At 32.3% G+C, this 13,066-nt stretch carries 11 protein-coding genes; 6 read left to right on the plus strand and 5 right to left on the minus strand.

Annotated elements, in window-relative coordinates:
• Positions 1-19: 19 nt before the first annotated feature.
• Positions 20-1,900 carry a molecular chaperone HtpG gene (gene htpG, locus LPB248_RS14930; RefSeq protein WP_177212131.1) on the minus strand — a complete coding sequence of 627 codons (1,881 nt, stop codon included), beginning with the start codon at positions 1,898-1,900 and terminating at the stop codon, positions 20-22.
• Between the two features lie 202 nt (positions 1,901-2,102).
• On the opposite strand from htpG, the gene LPB248_RS14935 reads away from it, so the two are divergent.
• Both LPB248_RS14935 and LPB248_RS14940 read left to right on the plus strand, forming a co-directional pair.
• Positions 2,103-2,609, plus strand: coding sequence for a lipocalin family protein (locus LPB248_RS14935; protein WP_177212132.1), 507 nt, complete (start codon positions 2,103-2,105; stop codon positions 2,607-2,609).
• A gap of 19 nt (positions 2,610-2,628) precedes the next feature.
• Positions 2,629-3,324 carry an OmpA family protein gene (locus LPB248_RS14940; protein ID WP_111424469.1) on the plus strand — a complete coding sequence of 232 codons (696 nt, stop codon included), beginning with the start codon at positions 2,629-2,631 and terminating at the stop codon, positions 3,322-3,324.
• An 80-nt stretch (positions 3,325-3,404) separates the two neighbouring features.
• Here the strand turns inward: LPB248_RS14940 and LPB248_RS14945 are convergent, their stop codons facing one another.
• The 3 genes from LPB248_RS14945 to LPB248_RS14955 are packed head-to-tail and all read right to left on the minus strand — an operon-like array spanning position 3,405 to position 6,609.
• Positions 3,405-4,124, minus strand: coding sequence for a hypothetical protein (locus tag LPB248_RS14945; protein WP_177212133.1), 720 nt, complete (start codon positions 4,122-4,124; stop codon positions 3,405-3,407).
• Entirely contained in the window at positions 4,121-4,837 is a 717-nt protein-coding gene (locus tag LPB248_RS14950; protein ID WP_177212134.1) for an imm11 family protein, read from the minus strand. Before LPB248_RS14950 ends, LPB248_RS14945 begins: the two co-directional genes overlap by 4 nt.
• Positions 4,838-4,839: 2 nt before the next feature.
• Positions 4,840-6,609, minus strand: coding sequence for an AHH domain-containing protein (locus LPB248_RS14955; RefSeq protein WP_177212135.1), 1,770 nt, complete (start codon positions 6,607-6,609; stop codon positions 4,840-4,842).
• Positions 6,610-6,843: 234 nt separating this feature from the next.
• On the opposite strand from LPB248_RS14955, the gene LPB248_RS14960 reads away from it, so the two are divergent.
• Complete coding sequence (locus LPB248_RS14960; protein ID WP_177212136.1) at positions 6,844-7,794, plus strand: ABC transporter ATP-binding protein; 951 nt, start codon at positions 6,844-6,846, stop codon at positions 7,792-7,794.
• Positions 7,795-7,901: 107 nt separating this feature from the next.
• Here LPB248_RS14960 and LPB248_RS14965 read toward each other — a convergent pair whose 3' ends face one another.
• A complete protein-coding gene (locus tag LPB248_RS14965) occupies positions 7,902-10,313 on the minus strand; it encodes an alpha/beta hydrolase family protein (protein ID WP_177212137.1) in 2,412 nt (803 codons plus the stop codon).
• 261 nt (positions 10,314-10,574) lie between these two features.
• On the opposite strand from LPB248_RS14965, the gene LPB248_RS14970 reads away from it, so the two are divergent.
• The 3 genes from LPB248_RS14970 (at position 10,575) to LPB248_RS14980 (ending at position 13,046) form a co-directional block, all read left to right on the plus strand.
• Positions 10,575-11,582, plus strand: coding sequence for a 3-oxoacyl-ACP synthase III family protein (locus LPB248_RS14970; protein WP_008464493.1), 1,008 nt, complete (start codon positions 10,575-10,577; stop codon positions 11,580-11,582).
• 278 nt (positions 11,583-11,860) lie between these two features.
• Positions 11,861-12,184, plus strand: a complete 324-nt coding sequence (locus LPB248_RS14975) for a GIY-YIG nuclease family protein (protein ID WP_177212138.1) — start codon at positions 11,861-11,863, stop codon at positions 12,182-12,184.
• 190 nt (positions 12,185-12,374) lie between these two features.
• Positions 12,375-13,046 (plus strand): copper homeostasis protein CutC, encoded by a 672-nt coding sequence (locus LPB248_RS14980; RefSeq protein WP_177212139.1) that lies wholly within the window; start codon positions 12,375-12,377, stop codon positions 13,044-13,046.
• Positions 13,047-13,066 lie beyond the last annotated feature (20 nt).

The following is a 13,066-nucleotide window of genomic DNA, read 5'->3' on the forward strand; positions in this document are numbered from 1 at the left end:
AATATTTATTTTCGAATGATTACTTAATCATTTCAAAACTTCTTTTTACGAAAGCAGTAAGCGCTTCACCTTTTAATAGGTTTTGAGACAATTTAGCCAAATCTAATGCTTGTTTAACCAAATGCTCTTGGTGCGTTTTGTCTTCTGTATTTAATATACTTGAAGCCAAATCAGAATTGGTGTTTACAACCAGATTGTACATTTCTGGCATATTGCCCATTCCGAACATTCCGCCGCCTGTCTGGCTCATTTCTTTCATTCTTCGCATAAATTCTGGTTGCGTTATAATGAAAGGAGCAGCCTGAGAATCCATAGCTTCTAGCTGAACGCTGTATGCTTTTGGAATATAAGCTTCTAATGAAGTTTTTAAAGCTGCTTTTTCGTCATCAGATAATTTTGAAATCGTATTTTCTTCTTTTTTGATTAAGTTATCAATATGGTCAGAATCTACACGAACAAAAGTTACATCTTTATTATCGTTTTCAATTTTTTGAATCAAATGAGAAATGATTGGAGAATCTAAAAGCAATACTTCGTATCCTTTGTCTTTCGCAGCTTCAATATAAGAGTGCTGTGCATCTTTATTTCCAGCATAAAGAACTACAAGTTTACCATCTTTATCAGTTTGGTTTTCTTTTAGTTTTTCTTTTAATTCTTCTAAAGTAAAATATTTATCGTCTACAGTTGGATACAAAACAAATGCACCTGCTTTTTCGTAGAACTTATCTTCAGAAAGCATTCCGTATTCTAAAACGATTTTAATATCATTCCATTTTGCTTCAAAATCAGCACGGTTTTCATTGAATAAAGCTTTCAATTTATCGGCTACTTTACGAGTAATGTAGTTCGAAATTTTCTTAACCGCACCGTCAGCCTGTAAACCAGAACGAGAAACGTTTAATGGAATATCTGGAGAATCGATCACACCTTTTAACATCGTCAAGAATTCAGGTACAATTCCTTCTACGTTATCTGTAACGTAAACTTGGTTTTGGTACAGCTGAATTTTGTCTTTCTGGATCTGCATGTCGCTTCCTAATTTAGGAAAATACAAAATACCAGTTAAGTTAAACGGATAATCTACATTTAAATGAATGTTAAACAACGGATCTTCAAACTGCATTGGATACAATTCTCTGTAGAAGTTTTTGTAATCTTCATCAGTTAATTCAGAAGGCTGTTTTGTCCAAGCAGGATTTGGGTTGTTGATGATGTTGTCAATTTCAACAGTTTCATTCACATAATCTTCTGGAGCATCTTCTGGTTTTGGAAGCGTTTCAGTTCTTGTTCCGAATTTAATCGGAATAGGCATGAATTTATTGTATTTGTTTAATAAGCCACTGATTTTAGAATCGTCTAAGAATTCCAAAGAATCTTCTGCAATATGAAGAATGATTTCTGTTCCGCGTGAAGTTTTGTCAGCTGGTTCTAATGTGAACTCAGGACTCCCGTCACATGTCCAGTGTGCAGCTGGCTCATCTTTGTATGATTTTGTAATGATTTCAACTTTTTCAGCTACCATAAAAGCAGAGTAGAAACCAAGACCAAAATGTCCGATAATTCCAGAATCTTTAGCAGAATCTTTGTATTTGTCTAAGAATTCTTCAGCGCCAGAAAAAGCTACTTGATTAATATATTTTTCAACTTCATCAGCAGTCATACCTAAACCTTGATCGATAATGTGGATTTTTTTTCCTTCTTTATCCACTTTAACTTCGATAATCGGATTTCCGTATTCAACTTTAGCTTCACCAATGCTGATTAGGTGTTTTAATTTTAAAGTAGCATCAGTACCATTAGAAACAAGCTCACGCAAGAAAATTTCGTGGTCGCTGTATAAGAACTTTTTAATTAAGGGAAAAATGTTTTCTACTGAAACATTAATTTTACCTGTTGCCATATTTTTTAATTTTTGATTTAATTTGATGATTTTCATTTGTTCAAATAGAATACCAATTGTTTTTTGGGTGACAAAATGTCGCAAATGTTAATTTTGAAAGAAAATAAATGGATTGTAAAACAAAAAATATCTGAACGAATCGTATATTTGTGGTACAATAATTGTTAAAAAGACAAATATTAATCTAAAAAAATTGTACAAAATGAAGAAGAGTATTTTAATGTGCATGATTGCCGCTCTGTTTTTTGCGTGTAAATCATCTTCGTCCACTGCAGCTTCATCTTCTGAGGCTACTACACTTTCAACTAAACTTGACAAGAAAACTCAGGTAGCTCTAAAAGGGAATTGGGTTCTAACTAATGTATCTTATCCAGGTTCAGATTATATCAAAGTTAATTCTTTTGATCTTGCCGATTCTAAATGTTTCATTGGAAGTACTTGGAGTTTTATTTCTAATAATAATAAAGGAAATATGGCTTTAACATCACCAAGTTGTACTGGATTTTCTTCTCCAATTGTATGGAGTATAAACAGCCAAGGTTTGTTTGTGCTTAAAATTCTTAATGCAGGTGAAAAAGCGAAGAAAGTAAGAGATGGATATTTACTAAAAGTTGCTGGGGTGACCGAAAGTTCATTTCAGTTAGTAGATAATATAAATGTTGGAGGTCAGGTAAAAGATGTGACTTACCAATTTCAAAGAGCTAATTAATATTTTAAAGGTATAAAAAATGAGAAAGATAAAGGTTTTAGGTTTAAGTAGTTTATTGGTGTTAGCTAGCTTTTTTACAAGTTGCGATTCAGTAAAAAATGCAAATAACACACAAAAAGGAGCAGGAATTGGTGCTGTAGCAGGTGGTGTTATTGGTGGTATTTTAGGAAATAATATTGGTCGAGGCGGTAACGCTGCATTAGGAGCTGTAATTGGAGCTGCTGTTGGAGGTGGAACTGGAGCTTTGATTGGTAATAAAATGGATAAACAAGCTCGTGAAATCGATCAGGCGCTTCCAGGTGCTGATGTTGAAAGAGTTGGTGAAGGTATTCACTTGACTTTGAACGAGAATGCGGTTCGTTTTGATACTAACAAATCGTCTTTGACTACTCAGGCAAAAGCTAATTTAGATAAATTGATTCCTGTATTCACTGAGTACGGAGATACTAATATTGAAATTTTTGGTTATACTGACAATACAGGAAAACCAGAATATAATTTGACACTTTCAGGACAAAGAGCTGCATCTGTTCAAGCTTATTTAGTTGCTAAAGGATTAAAAGCAAGCCGTTTTAAAACTTCAGGTTTAGGTATTGCAGATCCAATTGCAACAAATGATACTCCAGAAGGAAGAGCGCAAAACCGTCGTGTTGAATTCTCAATTACAGCAAACGACAAAATGGTAAATGATGCTAAAGCGGAAGCTGGAAAATAATTTCAAAACAAAATAAAATATTAAAAAAAGCTGTTTCATAATTGAAGCAGCTTTTTTTATTAATTGTATTTAAATAGTCATTAATTGTAAACGTAAATAGTATATGGTTTGCAATCATGCTCGTTTGCAAAAATGAAAAATGGTTTTACAATATTAATTCCTTCAAAAATATCAGCTTCAAGTTTGTCAAACGCTTCACTTAACAATATAAAAGTCTTCAAAGTATAAACTTCTAAAAGTGATTCGTAAAATGAGGTTTCATATATATCATTGTCTAATTCCATTTCTTCCAAGATCGCTTGAAACTTAGTTAAGTTTTTCCAAATTAGTGAATAGTTAATTTTGCAACTTTCATCATGAATTCCATCATTACAATCAAAATCAGAGATATTTGTGCTTTTATTTATTGAGAAATTCTTTTTGCTGCATAATTTAATATAGCCATAAGGAAAAAAATCATGTTCAATAAACATAGACTGATAAGTAGTATTGTTTTTGTTTTCTTCTATTATTTTTTTAAATTGATTAAGAGATTTTGTAATGTCTTCTTGAAAGTTTGAAACAATCTGTTTTTCATCAATATTTAATTCTTTTACTTTTATAAAAGAGTTGTTGATTTTTTTACTGTTTTTTAGCTTATTTAAAAATCTTACCTCTTCATCTTCTAAGTAATTAGTAATTCCTATTGAAAGGTAGTATTCATTATTTTGTTTGATGTATTCATTTATAATATCAGCAAATGAATAACTATTCACAATCTGTAAATGATGATTATAAAGTTGAACTATTGTGTCTTTCATTTTTCATAAATTTTTTCACGTTCACCTCCATGTAGCCATTCTCTTAATGATAACTCTATTGGTTGAAATTCAATGCCTGTGCAATTTGCTTCTTCTATTTCTTTTTTCAGTTTTTCGGAAGCAATATATTGTATGCCATCCTCTGTATTTTGTATAATAAAAAAATGTTCGGCGTTATTTTTTTTTATTTCAATTTTATCAATCAAAAGACCTTTAGGATATCCTTCTTTAGCAATTTCTTTTTGCTTTTCAATAAAATTATTTTCATTATCAATATCTAACTTATTCGTTTTGTCAAATTTTGTAGTCACAAAAAATGCTGAGTTTTTAAAGTCAAGAAATTGATAGTTTATTCCATAGTAATTTAATACCCAATAATCAGTGTACTCAATATTATTTTTAAAAACTGTGCATGGAAAAAATTGGATGCCTAAAGTTTTGTTCTTTTCTAATATAGATTTTAATTTACCACTGATTAAAAGTTTGAATAAAAAACCAATTTCACCTTTAACATCTATATAATCAGTTGCTTTAGAAGTAGGATGCAAAGTAATGTTAGAAATGATCAAATTAAGATTAGTTTTTCCAAAATTAAACTGATCAATAAAAAGAGGGGCTTCCTCAGTAGTATAATAGTGAATGATGTTTTTAATCTGAGGATAATGCCCTAATATTCTTTTATTCAATGAATGCCTAATGAAATAATATTTCATACTTAAAAAATTAATTGATTAATATGCGTGTTAGGGTTATTTGCAATAGCAGTTCTTACTTTATTTATTATATCAGTTACAGCTTCATAGCATTGATCAGGTGTCGCATTATCTGGAATTCGATTTAAATATCCTTGAATTAAATCATCGTAGCGAGCATGACTGCCATTATGTACGGCATTCTCTAAAGGAATTCCATTTAGTGCCTCATTCATATGAAAAGCATGTTGAGATTTTGAAGCTTTTTGGATGACGGCTTTTGATTGTTTATTCCAAGGAATTATATGATGTGCTTGTCGTAAATCTCCAATTGCAAGACCTAACACTTTTCTTAATTGACTTCTTGAACCAAAAGTAATTAAATCACCACTTACTTTCCAAACTAATTTAACTTTAGTTCCTATTGAATAAACTTCATTTATTTTAATGGCATATTTAGTGGAAACTGCAGCCCATCCCGCTATTGGAACAGCGCTTGCAATACTTATTGTAGCATTTAGACCATCACCTTCAATAACATACAATACACCATTAGTAACGTCAGCTAGTTCTCCTATAACAGGTACGGTTCCAAATACGTCAAGTGTTATATGAACAACTTCTTTACTTGCTTCCCAATAGCATTTTAAATAGCTCCATTGTGGATTTAGTTTTTTTAAACGTGCCATTTTAACAATGTGATGCGCTCCAAAATATATAATTAAATCTGGATCATTATTATAGATGTCTTTTATATCTGCATCCATATATTGATCCATGGCGAGTAAGAATGCTTCATCTAATCCATTGTTTATTTTCTTGTTGCTCTGAGCGTTTAGAGTAAAATAGAATGCATTTAAATCAAATGAAGTGTCTGTTCGTACTATTTCTAGCAATTCCTTACCAAATTGTCTAGATTCAAGAGAAGAATTATTTTGCAATAGATAGTAATACAAAACATATACTATTGTATCATGACTGTCTAAGAATCGACTTTGTTGCCCACCGACATCTAATTTATCCTTTACAAAACTTAATCTAACAGGACCTTGATTGTCAATATGAGACTCTTTAGGTGCTGTTACAACTCCACCACCGCTTCCACCGCTTGATGGATTTGAAGGAATTGCTCCACCCCCTGTGTCAGAATTATGGTCTTCGGAACCGTCAATAACATTGACATCTATAGCAGCACAGCTCGTAGCTACCAATACCCATTGATATTTAACATTTTCAGCTCCAACTAGGTCGCCAGATCCTACCCACTCATAATCGTATTTGCAAACCCATAGTGTTTTATATTTTGAAGTCAGGGATTTTAAATCAAGATTTATTGGTTTTATGGTTGCAGGGGAAGGTTTTGTTTTACTATTAAATTGTTTAAGTTCGAGTTTATTATAATTGTACTCAACAAGATATGCGTCATAGTCGCCATCCTTATTTAAGGAAAAAAGAACATTTTTGATGTTTTCAGTTTCTTTTTGCACTGTAGAGAAAGTATATGAATGATAATTTCCATTTTCAATATAAGTTGCATCGTCAGTTTGTATTACTAATCCAAGATTATCAACATAAATATTTTTTGATGATAAGTTCTTTGGAGAAGTGAATTTTTCAAGTTTGGTTGTTATTTTTTGGTTTTGGTCAATTTCACTCTTTGTAACTACTTTTAGTTTGTAGCTACTAGATTTTATTTCGTTACCTACTGAGATTTCTTCATCTTGACAGCTAGAAAGCAATAAAATAAATGTTGTAACTAGAAAGAATACAGTAAATTTTAGTTTATTTTTCATGGTTTGTGTTTTTAGGTTTAACACAAATAAAGTAAAATAAATATTACAAATTTAAAATTTAACAATATTTGTACTATTTTTAAAATGTAGTTATAACTAAAATTGGAATTGTTTTTTCATCTTAGAAATTTCCGGACAAAATAAAATCTAAAAAAAGCTGTTTCATAATTGAGGCAGCTTTTTTTTGACTTTAGAAATTAAACATTGTAAATTTGACGTCTCATATTACAACTCATGCTCGACATACAAAATATATCTTTTTCGTACACCGAAAACCCTGTTATAAAAAACATCTCTTTTTCTATTGAAAAAGGTCAGAACATAGCCATTATTGGTGAGAGTGGCTGCGGAAAAAGTACACTGCTCAAACTTATATATGGACTTTACGATCTAGACGAGGGAAAGATTTTTTATGGAGATAAACCAGTCTTAGGACCAAAGTTTAATTTGATTCCAGGAATGCCTTATATGAAATATCTGGCGCAGGATTTTGACTTGTCTCCTTACGAAACAGTTGCAGAAAATGTTGGTAAATTTCTATCAAATGGTTTTGCAAACATGAAAAAACTTCGTGTTCAGGAATTATTAGAGATGGTAGAAATGGACCAGTTTTCTAATGTAAAGACGAAATTCTTAAGTGGAGGACAACAGCAGAGAGTTGCCTTGGTAAGAGTTTTGGCTTTAGAACCTGAAGTAATTTTACTAGATGAGCCATTTAGCCAGATTGATGCTTTTAGAAAAAATGCGTTGCGCCGTAATTTATTTCGTTACCTAAAGCAAAAAGGAATCACTTGTATTATTGCAACTCACGATAGTACCGATGCTTTGTCTTTTGCAGATCAGGCAATCGTGATGCGAAATGGAGAAGTCTTGGTAAAAGATGATCCAGCAAAAATATATGAAGATCCGCAAATTAAATATGTCGCTTCTTTGTTTGGTGAAGTAAATGAAATTCCGACTCATTTATTACTGTCTTATGAAGATGAAAATCATAAAACGCTAGTCTATCCGCACCAGTTTAAAATGGTTTCGGAATCAAAATTAATGGTAAAAATTAGAAGAACTTATTTTAGAGGAAGCCACTATTTAATTGAAACTGTTTATAAAAGACAGCTGGTTTTCTTTGAAAGCGAAATAGATTTGCCACTCGAACAGGAAGTTTTTCTGGCATTAAATTATTTATAATTAGGGAATGTGTCAATTAGAAAATTAGATAATTTCTGATTGTTAAAATAATAAACCCGACAGGTTTAAAAATCTGTCGGGTTTACTTTTGGAATCAAATTATGAACTTAGTTTTTCAGATATTTTTCTAAAAATTGATCTTGTTCCCAAAGCAAATGAAGAATGTTTTCTTTAGCTACATAACTGTGAGATTCTTTTGGTAGAATAACCATTCTTGCAGGCGCTCCTAAACCTTTTAATGCTTGAAAGTAACGTTCTGTCTGCAAAGTAAAAGTTCCAGGATTGTTATCTGCTTCTCCGTGAACCAATAAAATAGGAGTTTTCATTTTTTCAGCATTCATAAACGGAGACATGGTATTGTAAACTTCAGGAGCTTCCCAGTAATTTCTTTGTTCAGATTGGAATCCGAATGGGGTTAGAGTTCTGTTGTAAGCACCACTTCTGGCAATTCCGCAAGCAAAAAGATTAGAATGAGTTAATAAATTTGCCGTCATAAATGCTCCGTAAGAGTGTCCTCCAACAGCGACTTTTTTACGGTTAATATAGCCTAAAGCATCAACCGCATCAATAGCCGCTGCCGCATTGTCTACTAATTGCGAAATGAAGTTGTCGTTTGGTTCTGTAGTTCCTTCACCAATAATTGGAAAAGCAGCATCGTCTAAAACAACATAGCCTTTTGTAACCCAATATACAAACGATCCATAATACGGGAATGTAAATTCGTTCGAATTTTGAGTCGATTGCGAAGCGCTGTTTCGATCTTTATATTCTGCAGGATATGCCCAAATTAATAGTGGCAGTTTTTCTTTTTTAGTTTTATCATAACCGGCAGGGAGATATAAAGTTCCCGAAAGTTCTAATCCGTCTTTACGTTTGTATTTAATAACTTCTTTACTAACGTTTTTAATGCTTTCAAATGGATTTTTGAAATCAGTAACTTGTGTTAGGCTGTTTTGTTTCTTTATATTTCTGAAAAAATAATTCGGATATTCACTTTTTGACTGAATTTGAACTAAGACTTTTCCAGACTTAAAATCTTCAATTTCTAAAATATCCTCTTTTTTATCTTTGTATGGAGAAGTATAAATACGCTTTGATTTTAAAGTTTCCAGATTGAATTCGTCAACAAAAGGAAATTGTCCATCTTTGGTGTAACCTTCGCCAATTCTATACAAGTTGTTTTTTTCGATAGCTAAAACATATTTATTATAGGCATTTTTTCTTGTTTCGAAAACTCCAGGATCTGAATAAACATCCTGAGAATTTCTATCTGTAATCAATTTTGGCTGCTGACCTGGATTTGATGGATTTATTAAAAATGTTTTGGTGTTTCTCGTATCGTACCATTCTTCTGAAAGAACCGCTAGATTGTCATTCCCCCAAGTAATATCACTGAAACGCTGTGGTGTTTTTACTAATGAGGAAGCTTCTTTGTCGAAAGGTGCATCCCAAAGAAAAACTTCATCTCTAAAATCAACTTTGTTAGCAGGATCTCCTTCATCTAAAGCTACTACATAAGATAATGTTGCAGGTTTGTCGTTTCTCCACGCCATCTCTCTTTTTCCTTTTCGAACAGCCATGAAACCTTTTGGCATAATTTCGTTTAAAGGAACCTCATTTACCGTTTTAATTTCTCTTCCGCTTAAATCATAAACAACGGTTTTGAATGGAAATCTATTCAATGGAACTACATAAGAAAATGGTTTTTGAATGGTAGTAAGCATAATGTAATTGCCATCTGGTGAGATTCTTTCTCCTGCAAACATAGCGGCGTCTTTATACAAAACAGCATCACCATTTAGTTTTACTTTGTATAATTCAGAAGTAATGCAGTTTTCAAAATTAGCTTCGTCATTTTTGTTTTTCAACATATCAGGATAGGTTCTGTTTTGCGATTTCTCTCCTGAGGTATTCGAAATAATTGGGCCAGTAGGCAGATCTTTTTTGGAATCCAAAAGTGGCTGTCTGTTTTTAGGAAGCATTTTTACTAATATAGTCTCACTATCCAAAAACCAGCTAAACGGATTTCCAAGATTTGCATTTACTCTAGCCTCTGTAAGTTTTGTTGCTTGTGCTGTTACGACATCCAAAACCCAAAGCTCAACGCCAGAATTTGTAGTATGAGAGAATAAGATTTTTTTGTCGTTTGGCGACCAAAGAATGTTTGTTATTTTTGGATTTTCAGGCAGTCCTTTAACCTGAATTTCTTCCTTCCCGCTTATTTTTCTTAGTTTTAGATTGTTTAGGTAGGTTACAGTGCTTGAAATATTAGTAACAGGATTAATTCTTAAACCTGCCAAACGAACTTCGTCTTGATTGAGATCATCGAGCGTTTTATAAGTATTGCGATACATTAAAAGCATGTTTTCTTTTTTTGTATCCATAGACACAGAAGGCGCTCTTTGATAATCTGCCAAATCTAAAATGGATTTAGAAGGTTTTTGATAAGTTAGATTCTCCTGAGCAAAAGAGAAAAAACTTATATTTAAAAATAAAAACAGCGTAACCTTTAATTTCATAGTTTAAATTTTATGGGTTCGTAATAGTATTCAAAATGTTTGTCTAAAATACTTTTATGTTGTTACATCTTGAGCCTTATTTTTAATTTTTTTCAATGTTTGTGTCTTAATATTGTCTTTTCAAGAAGTAAATGATCATAAGTCACTTTAGAATTAAAATATATTAAATTGCTAATAACGAAAAAAATAGTATTTTGTGTACGTATATTTTAAAGTATGCGTAAATTTGCAATCCAATTTTTTAATAAATAATAATAGATTATGTATCATTCAAAAATAGCTGGTTTAGGATATTATGTTCCTTCCAATGTAGTGACTAACGATGATTTGTCTAAGATAATGGATACCAATGATGAATGGATTCAGGAAAGAACTGGAATTCAGGAAAGAAGACACATCATTCGTGGAGAAGACACTACGACTTCAATGGGAGTAAAAGCAGCTAAAATTGCAATAGAACGTTCTGGTGTTGCCAAAGAAGATATTGATTTTGTAGTTTTTGCTACATTAAGTCCAGATTATTATTTTCCAGGACCTGGAGTTTTGGTTCAAAGAGATTTAGGTTTAAGAACAGTTGGAGCATTAGATGTTAGAAATCAATGTTCTGGTTTTGTTTATGCATTATCTGTTGCAGATCAATACATTAAAACCGGAATGTATAAAAATATCTTGGTTATTGGTTCTGAGGTTCACTCTACAGGATTAGACATGACCACTCGCGGACGTGGAGTTTCCGTAATTTTTGGAGATGGAGCAGGAGCGGCAGTTTTAAGCCGTGAAGAAGATTTGACAAAAGGAATTTTATCTACGCATTTGCACTCTGAAGGAGAACATGCAGAAGAATTGGCATTACAAGCACCAGGAATGGGAGCTCGTTGGGTAACTGATATTATTGCAGATAACGATCCAAACGACGAAAGTTATTATCCTTATATGAATGGACAGTTTGTATTTAAAAATGCTGTTGTTCGTTTTGCAGAAGTAATTAATGAAGGATTAGAGGCAAATGGTCTTCAGGTTTCAGATATCGATATGTTAATTCCGCATCAAGCAAACTTGAGAATTTCGCAGTTTATTCAAAATAAATTCAAATTGACAGACGACCAAGTTCACAATAATATTCAGAAATACGGAAACACAACGGCAGCGTCTATTCCGATTGCTTTGACTGAGGCTTGGGAACAAGGAAAAATCAAATCTGGAGACACTGTAGTTTTAGCAGCCTTCGGAAGTGGATTTACTTGGGCAAGTGCTATTATTAAATGGTAAAATAATCATCTTACATTATATTTTTTTTAAAACCTGCTTCTTAATTAGGAGCAGGTTTTTTTATACAGATTTGTCAGGCTGAGCGGAGTCGAAGCCCATGTTTCAATAGGAACGCCCTTCGACTCCGCTCAGGGATACAAAACTTTAACGATTGTATATGTTTGATTTCTATTTGTCAGGCTGAGCGGAGTCGAAGCCCCGTTCCTATTAGCACGCTCTTTTATTTAGTTATTTTGAGTTAAATTTCTTACATTTACTTTGCTTAAAATAAAAAAATAATGAAAATATATTATGTCTATATTTTGAAATGTTCTGATGGAAGTTATTACACAGGAATGACAAATGATATAAATAGAAGATTAAATGAACATGATTATGGTTTAAATAAAGAAAGCTACACATTTAATAAAACGCCTTTAGAGTTGGTGTTTTGTACTGAGTTTAATGATGTTATCCAAGCTATCGCATTTGAAAAGCAAGTAAAAGGCTGGAGCCGTAAAAAGAAAGAAGCTATAATAAAAGAGAAATGGGAGGATTTGAAAAAACTTTCTCAATGTCTGAATAAAACAACTCATAAAAATTTTAATAAAAAGGATGTTTAGTATTAAATTAGCCTTCGATTTTGCTCAACAGTACATAATTGTTTTGTAGTTTGCCAGGATGAGTAAAGTCGAAGTTCACTTCCCAATAGGAGCGCCCTTCGACTCCGCTCAGGGAGACAAAGATTGAGCATAATTATTTTGTAGTTTGTAAGGCTGAGTAAAGTGAAAGCCTCTTTTTAATGTAATAACAATGAAAAAAAATCAACTAGAAATAGCTTGTTTTAATTATGAATCGGCATTGATTGCTCAGGCAAACGGTGCAGATAGAATTGAGCTATGTGAAAATATGAAACTGGGAGGAACTACTCCAAATTCTATTTTGGTAGTAAAAGTTCGCGAAAGCATAAATATAAAAATGCATGTTATCATTAGGCCTCGTGGCGGAGATTTTGTTTATTCTGATGAAGAACTCACAGAAATGAAACAAGACATAAAACAATATAAAAAACTAGGTGTTGATGGTTTTGTTTTCGGAATTCTAAAAGAAAACGGGAAAATAAATAGAAAGCAGAATAAAGAATTGGTTCATTTAGCGCATCCGCTTTCATGTACTTTTCATCGTGCTTTTGATGTGGTTAAAAATCCAGAAAAGTCACTAGAATCTGTTATAGACTGTGGTTTTAAAACTATTTTGACTTCAGGTCAAGGTGTAAATGTAGAAGAAGGAATTCTCGCTTTAGAAAGACTTCAGGAATTGGCAGGAGACAGAATTGAGATTATGCCAGGTGGCGGTTTAAGATCGTCTAATATAAAATTACTGCAAGAGAAATTAGATCTTACTTTTTATCATTCTTCAGCAATTACAGATAATTCTGAAACTGCAAATCCAGAAGAAATAAAAGAACTGTGTAATTTTTTATAAGCTTAATAAAACAAAAAAGT

The organism is Flavobacterium sp. LPB0248 (assembly GCF_013388355.1).
GTDB lineage: Bacteria > Bacteroidota > Bacteroidia > Flavobacteriales > Flavobacteriaceae > Flavobacterium.

Bases quoted from the DNA above. Each gene is read 5' to 3' on its own strand.
- htpG (WP_177212131.1), bottom strand. From the start codon at position 1,900: ATGGCAACAGGTAAAATTAATGTTTCAGTAGAAAACATTTTTCCCTTA.
- LPB248_RS14935 (WP_177212132.1), top strand. From the start codon at position 2,103: ATGAAGAAGAGTATTTTAATGTGCATGATTGCCGCTCTGTTTTTTGCG.
- LPB248_RS14940 (WP_111424469.1), top strand. From the start codon at position 2,629: ATGAGAAAGATAAAGGTTTTAGGTTTAAGTAGTTTATTGGTGTTAGCT.
- LPB248_RS14945 (WP_177212133.1), bottom strand. From the start codon at position 4,124: ATGAAAGACACAATAGTTCAACTTTATAATCATCATTTACAGATTGTG.
- LPB248_RS14950 (WP_177212134.1), bottom strand. From the start codon at position 4,837: ATGAAATATTATTTCATTAGGCATTCATTGAATAAAAGAATATTAGGG.
- LPB248_RS14955 (WP_177212135.1), bottom strand. From the start codon at position 6,609: ATGAAAAATAAACTAAAATTTACTGTATTCTTTCTAGTTACAACATTT.
- LPB248_RS14960 (WP_177212136.1), top strand. From the start codon at position 6,844: ATGCTCGACATACAAAATATATCTTTTTCGTACACCGAAAACCCTGTT.
- LPB248_RS14965 (WP_177212137.1), bottom strand. From the start codon at position 10,313: ATGAAATTAAAGGTTACGCTGTTTTTATTTTTAAATATAAGTTTTTTC.
- LPB248_RS14970 (WP_008464493.1), top strand. From the start codon at position 10,575: ATGTATCATTCAAAAATAGCTGGTTTAGGATATTATGTTCCTTCCAAT.
- LPB248_RS14975 (WP_177212138.1), top strand. From the start codon at position 11,861: ATGAAAATATATTATGTCTATATTTTGAAATGTTCTGATGGAAGTTAT.
- LPB248_RS14980 (WP_177212139.1), top strand. From the start codon at position 12,375: ATGAAAAAAAATCAACTAGAAATAGCTTGTTTTAATTATGAATCGGCA.